The 16441-nt window shown below is 61.0% G+C and carries 11 protein-coding genes and 2 tRNA genes; 10 read left to right on the forward strand and 3 right to left on the reverse strand.

Going from position 1 to position 16441, the window contains the following annotated elements; genetic code table 11:
* Positions 1–107 precede the first annotated feature (107 nt).
* Positions 108–1379 carry a malic enzyme-like NAD(P)-binding protein gene (locus MHM37_RS03805; protein WP_139526346.1) on the forward strand — a complete coding sequence of 424 codons (1272 nt, stop codon included), beginning with the start codon at positions 108–110 and terminating at the stop codon, positions 1377–1379.
* 217 nt (positions 1380–1596) lie between these two features.
* Here MHM37_RS03805 and MHM37_RS03810 read toward each other — a convergent pair whose 3' ends face one another.
* A complete protein-coding gene (locus tag MHM37_RS03810; RefSeq protein ID WP_139526347.1) occupies positions 1597–2418 on the reverse strand; it encodes an acyl-CoA thioesterase II in 822 nt (273 codons plus the stop codon).
* A gap of 110 nt (positions 2419–2528) precedes the next feature.
* Here MHM37_RS03810 and tadA point away from each other — a divergent pair, with 110 nt between their 5' ends.
* Positions 2529–2981, forward strand: coding sequence for a tRNA adenosine(34) deaminase TadA (gene tadA, locus MHM37_RS03815; protein WP_269202165.1), 453 nt, complete (start codon positions 2529–2531; stop codon positions 2979–2981).
* 5 nt (positions 2982–2986) lie between these two features.
* On the opposite strand, the gene mltF is transcribed toward tadA, so the two are convergent.
* Positions 2987–4453, reverse strand: coding sequence for a membrane-bound lytic murein transglycosylase MltF (gene mltF, locus MHM37_RS03820; RefSeq protein WP_239296049.1), 1467 nt, complete (start codon positions 4451–4453; stop codon positions 2987–2989).
* A gap of 165 nt (positions 4454–4618) precedes the next feature.
* Between mltF and purL the strand changes: the two genes are divergently transcribed.
* From purL to nadA, 8 genes are all read left to right on the forward strand, one after another.
* Positions 4619–8545, forward strand: a complete 3927-nt coding sequence (gene purL, locus MHM37_RS03825) for a phosphoribosylformylglycinamidine synthase (RefSeq protein ID WP_239296048.1) — start codon at positions 4619–4621, stop codon at positions 8543–8545.
* 29 nt (positions 8546–8574) lie between these two features.
* Positions 8575–10383 (forward strand): DEAD/DEAH box helicase, encoded by a 1809-nt coding sequence (locus tag MHM37_RS03830; RefSeq protein WP_239296046.1) that lies wholly within the window; start codon positions 8575–8577, stop codon positions 10381–10383.
* A gap of 66 nt (positions 10384–10449) precedes the next feature.
* The gene (locus MHM37_RS03835) at positions 10450–11415 is read left to right on the forward strand and encodes a ScpA family protein (protein ID WP_239296044.1); all 966 of its coding nucleotides are present in this window, start codon (positions 10450–10452) and stop codon (positions 11413–11415) included.
* Complete coding sequence (gene scpB, locus MHM37_RS03840) at positions 11412–12212, forward strand: SMC-Scp complex subunit ScpB (RefSeq protein WP_153842502.1); 801 nt, start codon at positions 11412–11414, stop codon at positions 12210–12212. Before MHM37_RS03835 ends, scpB begins: the two co-directional genes overlap by 4 nt.
* Positions 12199–13074, forward strand: coding sequence for a 23S rRNA pseudouridine(2605) synthase RluB (gene rluB / locus MHM37_RS03845; RefSeq protein WP_139526354.1), 876 nt, complete (start codon positions 12199–12201; stop codon positions 13072–13074). Before scpB ends, rluB begins: the two co-directional genes overlap by 14 nt.
* 118 nt (positions 13075–13192) lie before the next feature.
* Positions 13193–13268 (forward strand) — tRNA-Lys (locus MHM37_RS03850).
* 108 nt (positions 13269–13376) lie between these two features.
* Positions 13377–13452, forward strand: a tRNA-Lys gene (locus MHM37_RS03855).
* A 288-nt stretch (positions 13453–13740) separates the two neighbouring features.
* Positions 13741–14769, forward strand: coding sequence for a quinolinate synthase NadA (gene nadA, locus MHM37_RS03860; RefSeq protein WP_239296042.1), 1029 nt, complete (start codon positions 13741–13743; stop codon positions 14767–14769).
* 76 nt (positions 14770–14845) lie between these two features.
* On the opposite strand, the gene MHM37_RS03865 is transcribed toward nadA, so the two are convergent.
* On the reverse strand, positions 14846–16306 hold the full coding sequence (locus MHM37_RS03865; protein WP_239296040.1) for a M48 family metalloprotease: 1461 nt from the start codon (positions 16304–16306) through the stop codon (positions 14846–14848).
* Positions 16307–16441 lie beyond the last annotated feature (135 nt).

The following is a 16441-nucleotide window of genomic DNA, read 5'->3' on the forward strand; positions in this document are numbered from 1 at the left end:
AGCTAAAACGATCGTTTCGTAGGTAAGTTTACTACGTGCTTGAGACGCCTAGGTTTTTTCTATATTCTGATACGACTTTTCTACTTTAGGCTGATGAGACCTTGACCATGACGGATGCAAACAAACAGGCAGCTTTGGATTATCACGCTAAACCGATTCCCGGTAAGCTCTCCGTGGAGCTGACCAAGCCCACTGCGACAGCGCGGGACTTGGCCCTGGCGTATAGCCCAGGCGTTGCCGAGCCGGTTCGCGAAATCGCCCGCGAAGCGGAAAATGCGTACCGCTATACCGGCAAGGGCAACTTGGTTGCGGTCATTTCTGACGGTAGCGCGATTCTTGGCTTGGGCAACCTGGGGCCGCTGGCCAGCAAGCCGGTCATGGAGGGCAAAGGCGTCCTGTTCAAGTGCTTTGCGGGCATCAACTCGGTGGATGTCGAAGTGGATGCTGAAAGCCCGCAGGCGTTCATCGACACCGTGGCGCGCATTGCCGATACCTGGGGTGGCATCAACCTGGAAGACATCAAAGCGCCCGAGTGCTTCGAGATCGAAAAAGCCCTGATCGAGCGTTGCAACATTCCTGTCTTTCACGATGACCAGCACGGCACGGCCATTGTCACCGCTGCAGGTATGCTCAACGCGCTGGATATCGCGGGCAAGCGCATCGAAGACGTGAAGATCGTCTGCATGGGGGCGGGAGCGGCGGCGATTGCCTGTATGCGCCTGCTAGTCTCTTGCGGCGCCAAGAAAGAGAATCTGGTCATGCTGGACCGTCGCGGTGTGATTCACACTGATCGCGATGGGATCAACGAGTACAAAGCCGAGTTTGCCCGCGATACCGACATGCGTACGCTGGACGATGCCATCGACGGTGCGGACGTGTTCATCGGCCTCTCTGGCCCGGGCCTGCTCTCGGCGGAGCAGGTGAAAAAGATGGCCGCTGACCCGGTGATCTTCGCTTGTACGAACCCGGACCCGGAAATTCACCCGGACGTAGCCCGCGAAGCGCGCCCGGACGTAATCATGGCCACCGGCCGCTCGGACTTCCCGAATCAGGTGAACAACGTGCTGGGCTTCCCGTTCATCTTCCGCGGTGCGCTGGATGTTCGCGCCACGCGTATCAACGAAGCCATGAAACTGGCCGCCGTTCATGCGCTGAAAGATTTGGCGCGCGAGCCTGTTCCCCAGGAAGTGCTCAATGCCTACGAGCGTACCGAGATGAGCTTTGGCCGCGATTACATCATCCCCACGCCGGTGGATATCCGCCTGCTGGCCCGTGTGTCATCAGCAGTGGCCCAAGCAGCGGTCGACTCCGGCGTGGCCCGCAAGCCGTATCCGGCTCACTACCCGCTGAAAACTATTAATGATGTGTATGGTGGATAATCAACAACGCCACTTAGGTAAGGACAGACCGTAACGGGGGGCTTTCGCCATGGCCGAAAAATGCTCCCTGCCATTTCGGCATTTCGACCATCCATGGCGGTCAGATGGCGAAAGTAGCGCCCAAGGATGGGTTTACAGCGCCCCCGTCTAGGGTTGTGCTGACCGGTATTTTACAACGCCCGCTCATCGCGGGCGTTGCCGTTTTTGGGACAGTGGTTCACGAAGTTGGATAGCGTACCAGCCCCTCTTGCGCCGTCGATGCCACCAAACGCCCATCGCGGCGATAGATATGACCGCGGGCCAAGCCCCGCGCGCCGCCTGTCCAGGGGGAGTCGATGGCGTAGAGCAGCCACTCATCCAGCCGCGTATCTTCATGCAGCCACAGGGCATGATCCAGACTGGCGATGCGCAGTTTCGGATCGGTGTACTTGATGCCGTGAGGAATCAGGCCGGTGGTGAGCAGATTGAAATCCGAGGCATACGAGAGCAGGTGACGATGCAGCGCCGGGTCGTCCGGCAGCGGCCCGCCAGCAAAACGGAACCACAGACATTGGCCCGCCGGTGAAGCGCTATCCGGATTGTCCTTCAAGTGTAAAAATTCGATCGGGTGGCCGGGGAAGCGCGCGTGCTTGGCATCGCCACTCTCGATGAGTGCTTCCGGTGTAGGCACCTGGGGCATGGCTCGCTGATGGTGGAGGCTCTCTTCAGCACTCTGGAAAGAAGCGCTGCAGAAGAAGATCGGTCGACCTTTTTGAATGGCCGTCACACGACGGGTGGTAAAGCTGCCGCCGTCGCGGATGGTATCGACCTGATACACCACCGGGCGGTGGGGGTCGCCGGGCCGCAAAAAATAGCCATGCTGGGAGTGTGGGCGGCGCTCGTCCGGCACCGTGCGCGCCGCTGCGGCGAGCGCTTGGCCCAATACTTGGCCCCCATACAGTTGAGGAAAGCCCAGATCCTGGCTCTGGCCGCGAAATAGCGTCTCCTCTAGGGTTTCAAGCTCTAACAAGTCAACCAGTGACTTCAGCGCATCGTTCATTCTCTGTATCCTTGCTGCTGTCTGTGATCCCACCGATGATTGAAGCGCACCCAGTGCGGCCATCACGCTATTAAAACGATCGTTTTGCTACCTTAGCGGAGTTTGCCTTGATACGCAGCGATGAATTTTACATGCACCGCGCCATGGACCAAGCGCACCTGGCATTTGCCGCCGGGGAAGTACCGGTGGGCGCGGTGGTGGTGGATGCCCATGGGGAGATCATTGGCGCTGGCCATAATGCACCGCTGGCGAGCTGCGACCCTAGCGGCCACGCTGAGGTGCGCGCGCTGCGTGAGGCGGGCCAGCGGTTGGGCAACTACCGCCTGGAGGGCTGCATGCTGTTCGTGACCCTAGAACCCTGCATGATGTGTGCAGGCGCCATGGTGCATGCGCGTATCGCCCGGCTGGTATACGGCGCGCCTGAGCCGCGCACCGGCATGGTGGAGTCGAAGGCCAACCTGCTGGCGCAGCCCTGGTTCAATCATCGTATCGCGGTGACGGGCGGCGTGTTGGCCGCGCCCGCCAAGCGGCTGCTCAAGCAGTTCTTCACCGAGAAGCGCTAGCCGGGCTACGGCTCGATGGGTGGCACGATATCGAACAGCAGCAGCGGCTCTTCGCTAGCAGGGGCCTGCTCTAGCTGAAAGAATTGCTGTCGGCTGCGCTCCACGTACTCGATCATCTCGTAGTAGCGACGGATGTTGCGCACGTAGATCACCGGCTCGCCGCCCCGCGCATAGCCGTGGCGGGTTTGGCTATGCCACTCTCGCTCTTGCAGCAGCGGCAGCGCTGCGCGAACGTCCTGCCAGCGATCGGGATCGCCGCCACGCATCTCGGCAATCTTACGGGCATCGTAAAGGTGGCCAAGCCCCACGTTATACGCCGCCATGGCCATATAGAGTCGATCGTCTCCCGTAATGCTGTCGGGCAGACGATCTTTGATGCTGCGCAGGTAGCGCGCGCCGCCGTCGATGCTTTGTGCAGCATCGGTACGGTCGGCCACGCCCATCTCGCTGGCGGTGGGATTGGTCAGCATCATGAGGCCACGCACTCCGGTGGGGGAGACGGCGGTTGGGTCCCAGTGAGACTCTTGGTAACCCACGGCAGCCAGCAGTTTCCAATCGAACCCCGTGTCCCGGGCAGCCTGTTTGAAGAGCTCGGTGTAGCTCGGTAAGCGTTCATCGAGATGGGCAAGAAACGTCCGTGTGCCGACGTATTCGAGGTAGTCATCGTGACCAAAATAGCGGCTCACGAGCCCGTCGAGCGTGCCGTTTTCCTGCAGCTCTTGCAGGAACTGGTTGGCGGCGTCGAGCAGCCCTAGCCCCCGGCCGCTGGGTACGGCCCACGCCAACGAGAGCGGCTCGCCTAAAAAGAAACCACGCTCGACGTTAGGGAAAAACAATCGGTTCAAACGAAACTGGTGATCGAAAATGATCGCGGCATCCAGGGTGCCGCGCTCGACGCGGGCCAGTAGTTCGGCCACTTCGAGCTCGTGGGACTCCTTCCAGCTCAGGTTGGGGTAGTCGCGCTGCAGCGAGCGTAGCGCTTGGCTGGTGCCCGCTTCACTCAGCGTGCCCAGCTCCAAGCCAACGAGGTCGGCGGGTTCGTCGATACCGTTGAGCCCGCGTCGGTACACCACCAAGGGCTGCATGTGAATGATCGAGCGGGTGTAGTGGATGCCTGGGGAGTCCGCCAGCAAGGGCAGGGCGGCGGCGCCCAGGTCGCCCTGTTCGCGCACGGCGGGTAGCACGCTCTCCGGATGGTGGCTCGCGTTCAGGTTGAGACTGACCCCCAGGTAGTCCGCAAAGCGGTGCATCAGCTCGTACTCGAAACCGGTAGGGCCCTGTCGGCCTTCATAATAGGTGGTGGGGGTGTTGCGAGTGTGGATCGTGATGAACTCTTTGGCTTGGATCTGCGCGAGATGTTCACCGCTCGTCAGGTACGCACTGCGCGGCATCAAAAAGAGTAAAAATGTCGCGATCATCGCGAAATACGCCCGGTAATAGGCAAGAAAGTGTTGGGTAATCGATGTCGGCATGAGGGCTTGTCAACATGGAACAGTCTGCCACGATACCCAGCCTGTTAGACGCTGTCACCTTGTTGATTTCGTGTGAACGCCGCTTTCCAGTATCATAGCGGGATTGCCGCACAGCGGCCCGGTGATTTCCTGCTCGAACTCTTCCTGCTTTAGAGGCTCCCAGATATGCTCGAACTGCGAGGCGCACCCGCCCTTTCCGCCTTCCGCCATGAACGGCTGTTAACGGTGTTGCGTGACCGTGTTCCAGAGGTGGAGGCACTGTCTGCCCACTACGTCCACTTCATCGACCACCACGACGAGCTCGATCAGGCTGCTCAGGAGCGGTTGGCGGAACTGCTGGCGTACGGCAGTCGCGAGCGCCAAGCAACCCCCGATGACGCACAGCGTTTTTTGGTCGTGCCGCGTCTGGGTACCCAGTCACCGTGGTCCTCTAAAGCAACCGACATCGCCCATAACTGCGGGCTCAACCAGATCAGCCGCATCGAGCGCGGCATCGATTACCGCGTAGGCCTGCGCGGCACCCCCAGTGCCGAACAGCTCGAAACGATCAGCGCACTGCTGCATGATCGGATGACCGAAAACGTGCTGGCCGACGCGGCCGATGCCAGCAAGCTGTTCGCTCATCACGCGCCAGCGCCGCTGGGCAGCGTCGACATTTTGGAAGGTGGCCGCGAGGCACTGGTGGTCGCCAACCGTGAGCTGGGACTGGCGTTGGCAGACGATGAGGTCGATTATCTGGTAGCCGCCTTCATCGAGCTTGGCCGCAACCCCAGCGACGTAGAACTGATGATGTTCGCCCAGGCGAACTCGGAGCACTGCCGTCACAAGATCTTCAACGCGGATTGGATCATCGACGGAGAAGCTCAGAGCCATTCGTTGTTCAAGATGATCAAAAACACGTTCGCCACGTCGCCGGACAATGTGCTTTCCGCCTACAGCGATAACGCGGCGGTGATCAAAGGCAGCCATGGCGGGCGCTTTTTCCCCACGCCGCTTACTGGGGCCGAGGGAGAGCGCGCCCGCTACGACGCCCACCAAGAGCCCATCCACATTCTCATGAAGGTGGAGACCCATAACCACCCCACGGCCATTGCCCCCTTCCCCGGTGCGGCCACCGGCTCTGGCGGTGAGATTCGTGATGAAGGCGCGACCGGTATCGGCGGTAAGCCAAAAGCAGGCCTGGCGGGCTTTACCGTCTCCAACCTGCGTATCCCCGAGTTCGTGCAACCCTGGGAGGCCTTCGATTACGGCAAACCCGAGCGTATGCAGTCGGCGCTCACTATCATGCTGGACGGCCCGATTGGCGGTGCGGCCTTCAATAACGAGTTCGGCCGACCCAATTTGACCGGCTACTTCCGTACCTATGAACAGGATGCCCTCAGTGCCGAAGGCATCGAGCGTCGCGGTTACCACAAGCCGATCATGATTGCCGGTGGCTACGGCAACATTCGTGCCCAGCACGTCCAGAAGGGCGAGATTCCAGTGGGCGGCAAGCTGATCGTGATGGGCGGCCCGGCGATGTTGATCGGTTTGGGCGGCGGTGCGGCGTCCAGTATGGCGTCCGGTGAGTCCAGCGCGGATCTGGACTTTGCCTCTGTGCAGCGGGAAAACCCGGAAATCGAGCGTCGTGCCCAAGAGGTCATCGACCGCTGCTGGGCGCTGGGCGAGAAAAACCCCATTCGCTTTATTCATGACGTGGGCGCGGGCGGGCTGTCCAATGCCCTGCCGGAGCTGGTCAAGGACGGTAACCGTGGCGGCCTGTTCGACCTGCGCGCGGTGCCCAACGCCGAGCCGGGTATGAGCCCGCTAGAGATCTGGTGCAACGAAGCCCAGGAGCGCTACGTGCTGGCGGTTGCTCCAGAGGATCTCGATACCTTCGACGCGCTGTGCAAGCGCGAGCGTTGCCCCTACGCGGTGGTGGGCGAAGCCCAGGCGGAGCACCATCTGGAAGTGCGTGACGGCCACTTCGAGACCAAACCCGTCGATCTGCCCATGAGCGTGCTGTTTGGCAAGCCGCCAAAAATGACCCGTTCGTTCGAGCGCCAAACGCCGGAGCTGTCGGGGGTGATGCTGGATAACCTGGACCTGCGCGAAGCGATGGACCGGGTACTACGCCTGCCTACGGTGGCCTCGAAAAGCTTCCTGATCACCATCGGCGACCGTTCCATCACTGGTCAAGTCGCCCGTGATCAGATGGTCGGCCCCTGGCAGGTGCCGGTGGCCGATGTGGCGGTGACCACCGCGAGCTTCGATACCCACGCCGGTGAAGCCATGGCCATGGGCGAGCGCCCGCCGGTGGCGCTGATCAATCCTGCCGCCAGTGCCCGTTTGGCAGTGGCCGAAGCGATAACCAACCTCGCCGCTGCGCCAATTGCCAAACTCTCGGATATCAAGCTTTCCGCCAACTGGATGAGTGCCGCCGATCACCCCGGTGAAAACCAGGCGCTGTACGACGCGGTTCATGCCGTTGGCATGGAGCTGTGCCCCGCGCTCGGGATCGCCGTGCCGGTGGGCAAGGACTCCATGTCCATGCGCACCGCGTGGCAAGAGGGCGACGACGCCGAAGAGAAAAGCATTACCTCGCCGCTGTCACTGGTGGTCACGGGGTTTGCACCGGTGACCGACGCGCTAGCGACGCTGACGCCGCAGATCAACCTGGAGCAGGACGAGTCCGACCTGATTCTGATCGACCTGGGGAACGGCCAGAACCGCCTGGGCGGCTCGGCGCTGGCGCAGGTTTACGGCCAGGTGGGCGACGAGTGCCCCGATGTGGACGACCCGGAAGATCTGAAAGCATTTTTCGAAGTGATCCAGGGCCTGAACCGCGACGGCAAGCTGCTGGCTTATCACGACCGCAGCGACGGTGGCCTTCTGGTGACGCTGCTGGAGATGGCCTTTGCCGCGCACGCCGGGCTCGAGATCAAGCTCGACTGGCTGATCGATGAGCCGGTGGAAGCCTTCAGCGCGCTGTTCTCCGAAGAGCTGGGCGCGGTGATTCAGGTCAATCGCCAGCACACCGAAGAGGTGCTGACCCAGTTCGCCATGGCGGGTATCGAAACCTGCGGGGTGATTGCCCGCCCGCGCTACGACGACCAAGTGCGTGTGACGCTGTTCGAAGAGCCGCTGTTGGAGACTACGCGTCAGCTAACCCAGCGTACCTGGGCCGAAACCAGCTACCGCATGCAGGCGCTGCGGGATAACCCCGAGTGCGCGAAAAACGAGTTCGATAACCTGCTCGACGTGCGCGATCCAGGGCTTAGCGTCGAACCGACCTTCGATATCAACGACGATATCAGCGCGCCCTATATCAACACCACCAAGCCCGCCGTGGCCGTGCTTCGCGAGCAGGGCGTCAACGGTCAGGTCGAGATGGCCTGGGCCTTCCACAAAGCGGGCTTCGACGCGGTGGACGTGCACATGAGCGACATCCTCGAAGGTCGTGTCTCGCTGGAGGAGTTTAAAGGCTTAGTGGCCTGTGGCGGTTTCTCCTACGGCGATGTACTCGGCGCAGGCGGTGGCTGGGCGAAATCGGTGCTGTTCAACGAGCGCGCCCGCGAGCAGTTCGAGGCCTTCTTCACTCGGGACGACAGTTTCTCACTGGGCGTGTGCAACGGCTGCCAGATGCTCTCGCAGCTCAAGACGCTGATTCCTGGGGCTGAAAGCTGGCCCGATTTCGTGCGTAACGAGTCTGAGCAGTTCGAGGCGCGCGTATCGATGGTACGGGTAGAAAAGAGCCCCTCGATTTTGCTGGCGGGCATGGAAGGCTCCAAGCTGCCGATTGCCGTGGCACACGGAGAAGGCCGCGCCGAGTTCCGCGATACGGCGCACCTGCGCAGCATGCAGTCGAGCAGCCAAATTGCCCTGCGCTATATCGATAACTACGGCCAAGTCACTACGCGCTACCCGGCCAACCCCAACGGCTCGCCGTCGGGTATCACGGGCCTGACCACCCCAGATGGCCGTGTGACCATCATGATGCCGCACCCCGAGCGAGTGACTCGTGCGGTCACCAACTCCTGGCGTCCGGCGGAGTGGACCGACGATGGTGCGTGGCTGCGCCTGTTCCGCAACGCGCGGGTATGGCTAGGCTAACGTCATGTGACCAACCCGACAGGTGATGGATGACACATTCTGAAAAGGCGGCCTCCGGGCCGCCTTTCTTGGCTAACGCGGCAGCGCCTTCGCTGCGCCCCTATCAAAAAGAGGCGGTGAAGCGGGTGGTCGCCCACTTTCGCGCTACCAGCGCCCCCGCCGTGGTGGTACTACCCACGGGTAGCGGCAAGTCACTGGTCATCGCCGAGCTGGCAAGGCTCGCCCATGGGCGGGTACTGGTGTTGGCTCATGTGCGCGAGCTCGTGGAGCAGAACCACGGGAAATATCAGGCCTACGGACTGAAAGCGGATATCTTCAGTGCCGGGTTAAAGCGCAAAGAGGCAAACCGCCAAGTGGTGTTTGGCTCGGTGCAGTCGGTGGTGCGCAACCTGGGGCAGTTCAACGACGCCAGCTTCACGCTACTGGTGATCGACGAGTGCCACCGTGTGTCGCTGGAGGAGGACTCCAGCTATCGGCAGGTGATTGAACATCTTCAGAGCCAAAACCCACAGCTGAAGATTTTAGGGCTAACCGCGACGCCGTTTCGCCTAGGCCAAGGATTTATCTACCATCGACATCACCATGGCATGGTGCGCGGTTCGGAAGAGAGCTTTTTTGCCGACTGTGTGTTCGAGCAGCCGCTGCGCCTGATGGTCAAGCAGGGCTTTTTGGCCGCGCCCAAGCGGCTGGATATGGCCATTGAGGGGTACGACTTCTCGGCGCTTGCGCCCTCGTCCAGCGGGCTGTTTCGGGAAGAAGAGCTCAACCGTGTGGTGGCGAGCAGCCGCGCCACGCCGGGCATCATTGCCCAGGTGGTGGCGTACGCCGCTGACCGTCAGGGGGTGATGATTTTCGCCGCTACGGTCGCCCATGCCGAAGAGATCATGGGCTATCTGCCCGCCGATCAGACCGCGCTGATTACCGGTGCCACGGCCTCGACCGAGCGCACCGCGCTGATCGAGGCCTTCAAGGCGCGGCAATTGAAGTATTTGGTCAACGTGGCGGTACTGACCACCGGCTTCGATGCTCCCCACGTCGATCTGATTGCGATATTGCGGCCCACCGAGTCGGTCAGCCTGTATCAGCAGATCGTGGGTCGCGGGTTGCGCCTCTCGCCGGGCAAAGAGGAGTGCCTGATTCTCGACTATGCGGGCAACCCGTGGGATCTCTACGCCCCGGAAGTAGGCGAACCCAAGCCGGATAGCGATAGCGAACCGGTGCAGGTGCCCTGCCCGGAGTGTGGTCACGCGAACCTGTTTTGGGGAAAGCGCGACGGCGAGCTGGTGATCGAGCACTTTGGTCGCCGCTGTCAGGGGCTGGTGGAGGATGACGCAGGGCGGCGCTGCCAGTGTACGTTCCGCTTTCGCTTCAAGGTATGCGATGAGTGCGGCGCCGAGAACGATATTGCCGCCCGCCGCTGTCATGGCTGTGAGAAGCTGCTGGTGGACGCCGACGACAAGCTTAAGGATGCGCTGAAGTTAAAAGATGCCAAAGTGCTGCGCGTCAGCGGCATGCAGTTGGAAGCGACCACCAATGGCCGTGGCCTGCCGCGCCTGAAAGCCACCTATCACGATGAAGATGGCGACAGCCTGAGTGAATGGTTTGCCTTGGAAACCCCGGCCCAGCGCCGTGCGTTTTATGCCGTTTTTTTACGTGCCCACCTACGGGCGCCGGGCGGCCAATGGCAACCGACGACGCCTGATGAGGTCGTCAACGAGCAGCGCCGATTGCGCCACCCGGATTTCGTGGTGGGGCGAAAGGTGGGTCGTCACTTTCAAATCCGCGACAAGCTGTTCGACTATCAAGGGCGCTATCGTAAAGCCGCCGATGCGGGCTAGATGCCGTGCTAACAGCGCGCTGTTACACTGTCTTTTTTCAACTCATCAATCAAGGATTCGACCCGCGTGAGCGAGACGCCCAGCGCAGCGCCAGAGCAAGACCAAGACGTGGCGGAATCTACTGCCGAGCCGGTGGTGGAGGCGCTTGGGCGCCTGTTTGATGAGCCCATTACGCAGTTGCCGGAGGATCTCTATATTCCTCCTGAGGCGCTGCGGGTCTTTCTGGAAGCCTTCGAAGGGCCGCTGGACCTGCTGCTCTATTTAATCCGGCGCCAGAACCTGGATATTCTGACCATCAACGTGGCGACCATCACCCATCAGTACATCGAGTACGTGGAGTTGATGAAAGCCATGGAGATCGAGCTGGCGGGAGAGTACCTGCTGATGGCAGCCATGCTGGCGGAGATCAAATCGCGGACGCTGCTACCGCGCCCGCCTAAAGCGGAGGGCGAGGAAGAGGAGGACCCCCGCGCCGAATTGATTCGCCGCTTACAGGAGTACGAGCGTCTAAAAGAGGCCGCCGAAGCACTGGATACCCTGCCACGCGTCGGCCGAGACTGGTTCAGCGTGCAGGCGGGGTTGCCGCCGCTGGAAACGCGGGTGATTCATCCCGATGTCGAGTTGGACGAGCTGCTAGAGGCGCTGTCCGATATTCTCAAACGCGCCGAGCTGGCTCAGGCCCACCAGATCAGCCGGGAAGTGCTCTCCACCCGCGAGCGAATGCTGAAAATTATGGAGCAGCTCAGCCAGGATGGAGAGAGCGGTCGTTATACGCCTTTCGAGGCGCTATTTACTTTAGATGAGGGGCGGGCCGGGGTGGTCGTCACCTTCATGGCGCTTCTGGAGCTCGCCAAAGAGGCCATGATCGAGATCGTTCAAAACGCACCGCTGTCGCCCATTCACGTGCGCGCCCGCCAAGCGGCGCTGGCCGATGAGGAAGAGGGTGCTTTCGAGCGTTTGGAAGAGGAGCAGGGCGATGCCGCCTCGACATTCGAAGAGTCTGCGTTTGAACCTGACGAGGAGTCGCGGTGAGAGACACCACGTTAGATGACATCATTGAAGCGGCGCTGCTAGCGGCGGGGGAGCCGCTGCCGGTCGAGCGCCTGGAAACGCTCTTTTTAGAAGAGGAGTGCCCCAGCCGAAAAGCGCTGAGGGAAGCGCTGTCGCGGCTGGCGCTGCGCCACGAGAATGGCGCGCTGGAACTGGTCGAGACTGCCTCGGGCTTTCAGCTACGTATTCGTCCACGCTTGGCTCACTGGGTCTCGCGGCTGTGGGACGAGCGGCCCCAGCGCTATTCGCGAGCGTTGCTGGAAACCCTTGCGCTGATCGCTTACCGCCAGCCGGTGACTCGGGGCGATATCGAAGACGTGCGGGGCGTGAGCGTCAGCAGCTCGATCATTCGTACATTGATGGAGCGCGGCTGGATACGTGTGGTAGGCCACCGGGACGTGCCGGGTCGCCCCGCAGTCTATGCCACCACGCGCAGTTTTCTGGATGACTTCGGTTTGAAAACCCTGGATGCGCTACCGCCCATGCATACGCTGGTCAACGGCGACGATCACGAAGAGCGCGCCGTCGAAGAGGCGTCGGGTGAACAAAACCCGCCCCCACCACTGGACGAAACGACGGAAAGCGTGCAGGATGCGCCACCCCAGCAAGATGAGAACACGTCGGCAGCGAGTGCCGATCACCACGCCGAGACGGCGTTAACCCAGCCGCTTAGTTTTGCCGATTTAGAGGCACGGCTAGCGGCACGTGCAAAGCGTCAACACGAAGACGCTAGCACGCAGACCAACGATGTGAGGTCAGACGACCATGAGTCAGAGTAACAACACCACGCCCCCCACCAGCGAAAAGCTGCAGAAAGTCCTCGCCCGTGCGGGCCTTGGCTCCCGTCGTGAAATGGAAACCGCCATTGCCGACGGCCGAGTGAAGGTGAATAGCCAGGTCGCCAAACTGGGTGACCGAGTGGAGGCCCGGGACAAGGTCAGTTTCGATGATCGCCCTGTGACGCTGCGCCCGGAAGAGGACGTGCCGCGCCGGGTGATCATGTACAACAAACCGGAAGGTGAGCTGTGCACTCGTAAAGACCCGGAAGGCCGCCGCACGGTCTTCGAGCGCCTACCGCGCCTGAAAGGCGAGCGCTGGATTGCGATTGGCCGCTTGGACATCAACACCAGCGGCTTGTTGCTGTTCACCACCGACGGTGAGTTGGCCAACCGCTTGATGCACCCGTCTACTCAGGTGGAGCGTGAGTACGCCGTGCGGGTCATGGGCGACGTCAAGCGTGAGCATATCGTCGCCATGGTCGACGGCGTCATGCTGGAAGATGGCCCGGCGCGCTTCACCGACGTGCAGGAGTTCGGTGGGGAAGGCATCAATACTTGGTTCCACGTGGTGATCTTGGAAGGGCGTAACCGCGAGGTGCGCCGTTTGTGGGAGTCCCAGGGGCTCACCGTTAGCCGCTTGAAGCGCGTTCGCTACGGCAACATCTTCCTCGATAAGCGGGCGAAAGCCGGTGAGTGGGTCGAACTCTCTCAAGACGAGGTGGACGACTTGGCGACGCTTGCCAACCTGGAAACCCGTAAAGTGCCTGAGCTGACGCCAGATGAGAAGAATCGCTGGAGCCGCGACAAGCACAAGCGCCGTCCGGTGCAGGCGATGCGTAAGCCAAAGCCCAAACGCGGCTAAGTAAGTGAGCTCTGCGGTGTTGGCGCTGACAACGCCGCAGGGAGCGGAATATAGACGAAAGATAAAAAAGGGCTTGCTATTCAAAAGCCATATCCGTACTATATGCATCCGTTCGGACGGGTCGTTAGCTCAGTTGGTAGAGCAGTTGACTTTTAATCAATTGGTCGTAGGTTCGAATCCTACACGACCCACCATACGAACCAAACAATTGCATCAAACCGTCTTCGATTTAATGCGTTGTTTTTAATACCAGTCGATGCGTCCTTCATGGATACTGGCGATAGTCCTGACGCAGCAAATTTGGGTCGTTAGCTCAGTTGGTAGAGCAGTTGACTTTTAATCAATTGGTCGTAGGTTCGAATCCTACACGACCCACCAAATTCCGACGCCCTTGGTAGCTTGCTGCCAGGGGCGTTTTGCTATGTGCATCGTGGTGTGTGGCGAAGTGACGTTGTGCTTGCAGCAACGAAGGGTTGTCCACCACAATGTCTTAACAACGAATGTCATAACAACGACGTTATTGTCCTGACTCTCAGCAGTCAGGTTGGCAGCGTGCCACCGCGAGAGACGCAGCGGCCGCTGCCCTGAGTGCGGCGCATGCGGAGTGCATACGCCGTGACTGGTGTTTAACAGGGGGATTCCCTGTTCGTCACAGTGGTAGACACGATGACTATGATGACCTCTCAAGCGGCGCTAGACGCGCCGCTGCCAAGCCCGTACTGCCCTACCCGAATTCCAGCGGAAGACGAAGCGCGAGTCGCTGAGATCAAGCAGTTACTCAAGGCGAACAACGCCGTGCTCGTGGCGCATTACTATACCGACGACGCCATTCAGCAGTTGGCCGAAGAGACCGGTGGCTGCGTAGCTGATTCCCTTGAAATGGCCCGCTTTGGCGCTCGTCACGATGCCACCACGCTGGTGGTCGCCGGGGTGCGCTTCATGGGCGAAACGGCCAAGATCCTCTCCCCCGAAAAACGGGTGCTGATGCCGACGCTGGAAGCGACATGTTCCCTGGATGTCGGTTGCCCCATCGAAGATTTCAGCGCGTTTTGCGATGCTCATCCTGACCGCACGGTGGTGGTGTATGCCAACACCTCGGCGGCGGTGAAGGCGCGTGCCGATTGGGTCGTGACCTCGTCGATTGCCGTCGACGTCATCGAGCATTTGCAGGCAAAGGGCGAAAAGATTCTCTGGGCGCCGGACAAGCACCTGGGAAGCTACATTCAGAAGAAAACCGGTGCCGACATGCTGATGTGGGGCGGTGCCTGCATCGTGCACGAGGAGTTCAAGGCGAAAGGTATCGAGGATCTGAAGCGCCTCTACCCTGACGCCGCCGTGCTCGTGCATCCGGAATCGCCGGAGGCCGTCGTCAAGCTGGCCGATGTGGCGGGGTCCACCTCGCAACTGATCAAGGCGGCGAAAACCCTGCCCAACGAGCAACTGATCGTGGCGACCGATCGCGGCATTTTCTTCAAAATGCAGCAGGCGGTGCCTGGTAAAACGCTCTTTGAAGCGCCTACTGCTGGAAACGGTGCAACCTGCCGCAGCTGTGCCCACTGTCCGTGGATGGCGATGAACGCGCTGGATAATTTGGCGGGCGCACTGCGTGAAGGCAGCGGCGAAATTTTCGTCGACGACGCGCTACGTCAGCAGGCGCTAAAGCCCCTCGAGCGTATGCTGAATTTCAACGCTTAAGCCACCGCACGACCTCTCTATCGTCAGCCAAACGCCCGAACGCTATGCTCGGGCGTTTGGCATGTCTTGATAGGTATTAAAACTTCTCCAGCGCCTCCCGATACTCAAGAAACGCTTCTCGGCGCTGCTCGATGCGCGCGAGCGCTTGGGCGTCGTTCTCCTGCTGGGCAGCGTCTTTGGCAATACCCAGCTGGCGGATGGCGCGGTCTATGCGACCGGTGAGCTGGAGGTGTTCGGCGCGCGCCAAGTGCCCCCAACCGTTAAAGCCGCTGCGCCCAGCAGCCTCCGCAAGCAGGTTGAAGCCCTGCGGATTCTCCGGGTGCTGCGTAGTAATCTCCCGGAGCAAATCGTAGGCGGCGTTAGGATCACGCTGTAACTGCGCTTCCGCCAGGGTGAGTTGAGCAGGCAGATAGTGGGGCATCAGCCGCAGCAGCCGTTGGCTGCGCTCGATGGCGTCGTCGTAGCGCTGTGCTTCCAGGGCTACCTGCGCCGCCGTGGCGGGCAGCATGCCGTAATCAGGCAGTTCGTTGGCTAGCTGGTCGAGGGTTTGCAGCGCGCGGTCGGTTTGGCCGTTTTGCGCTGCGATCAGCGCGTCGATGTAGCGTAGTGCAGGCGCCTCGGCACCTTCTTGTGCCAGCCGCGAGGCCGCCTGCTGGGGGGTATTGCGATAAATGCTCAGCAGCGCTCGTGCTCGCATCATGTCGTACAGCGTATCGCTGGTGTAACGACTGGCGACGCTAAGTTGAGAGGCCCGCGCTTGGGCGTCGCTCAGGCGGCTGTCCGAGACCGGGTGAGTCAGCAAGAACTCAGGCGGTGTACCACCTTGAAGGCGTGACAGCCGCTGCATGGTATCGAACATGCGCACCATGGCCTCTGGATCATAACCGGCGTCGGCCATGGCCTGCAGGCCAATACGGTCGGCCTCCTGCTCGAAGCGCCTTGAGTAGGCGAGCTGGTCTTGAATCAGCGCCGCTTGAGATCCCATGGCGGTGGCAATGCCCGCGTCGCCGCCGCCGCTGGCGGCAATCAGCATCCCAGCGAGCATGGCCGCCATGGCGGGCAGTTGGGTTTGCTCCGCGCGGGCGCTACCGCGCGCGTAGTGTCGTTGGGAAAGGTGGCCAAGCTCATGGGCAATCACCGAAACGAACGCCCCTTCATCCTCGGCGAAGGCAAACAGGCCAGAGTTGATGCCGACGACTCCGCCGGGAACGGCAAAGGCATTGAGCGATCGGTTATCGACCATCACCGTGGTGGTTTGCAGGCTGCCCAACTGACTGTAGGGGGCCAAGCGTGCGACTAGGCTATCCAGGTAGTCGCTGACGATGGGATCCTGCCATTGCGGTGCCTGAGCGCGAAACTGGCGTAGCCACGCGCGACCTAGACGAAACTCTTCGTTGCTCGCGGAGGCCGATGCGCCCCCTAGCGTGGGCAGCCGATAGTCATCATACCCGTGGCTGGGCAAGCTCGCGCACAGGGTGCCAAGCGACAGGGCTAGCGCACAGGCCCAGCGGGCGTTGGTGGGTCTAAAAAGCAGCATGACGTCCCCATTCGTTCAGGTAGTGGGCGCGGCGAACAGCGGTGTGACATTGATTCGGGCCAGGAAGTGCCGTTAAATCATCGTCACGATGGGCATCGCAAAAAAACAGTTTATGCAACAATGCGACGCTTATGT

This window comes from Halomonas sp. MMH1-48, assembly GCF_022348105.1.
Taxonomy (GTDB): domain Bacteria; phylum Pseudomonadota; class Gammaproteobacteria; order Pseudomonadales; family Halomonadaceae; genus Vreelandella; species Vreelandella piezotolerans.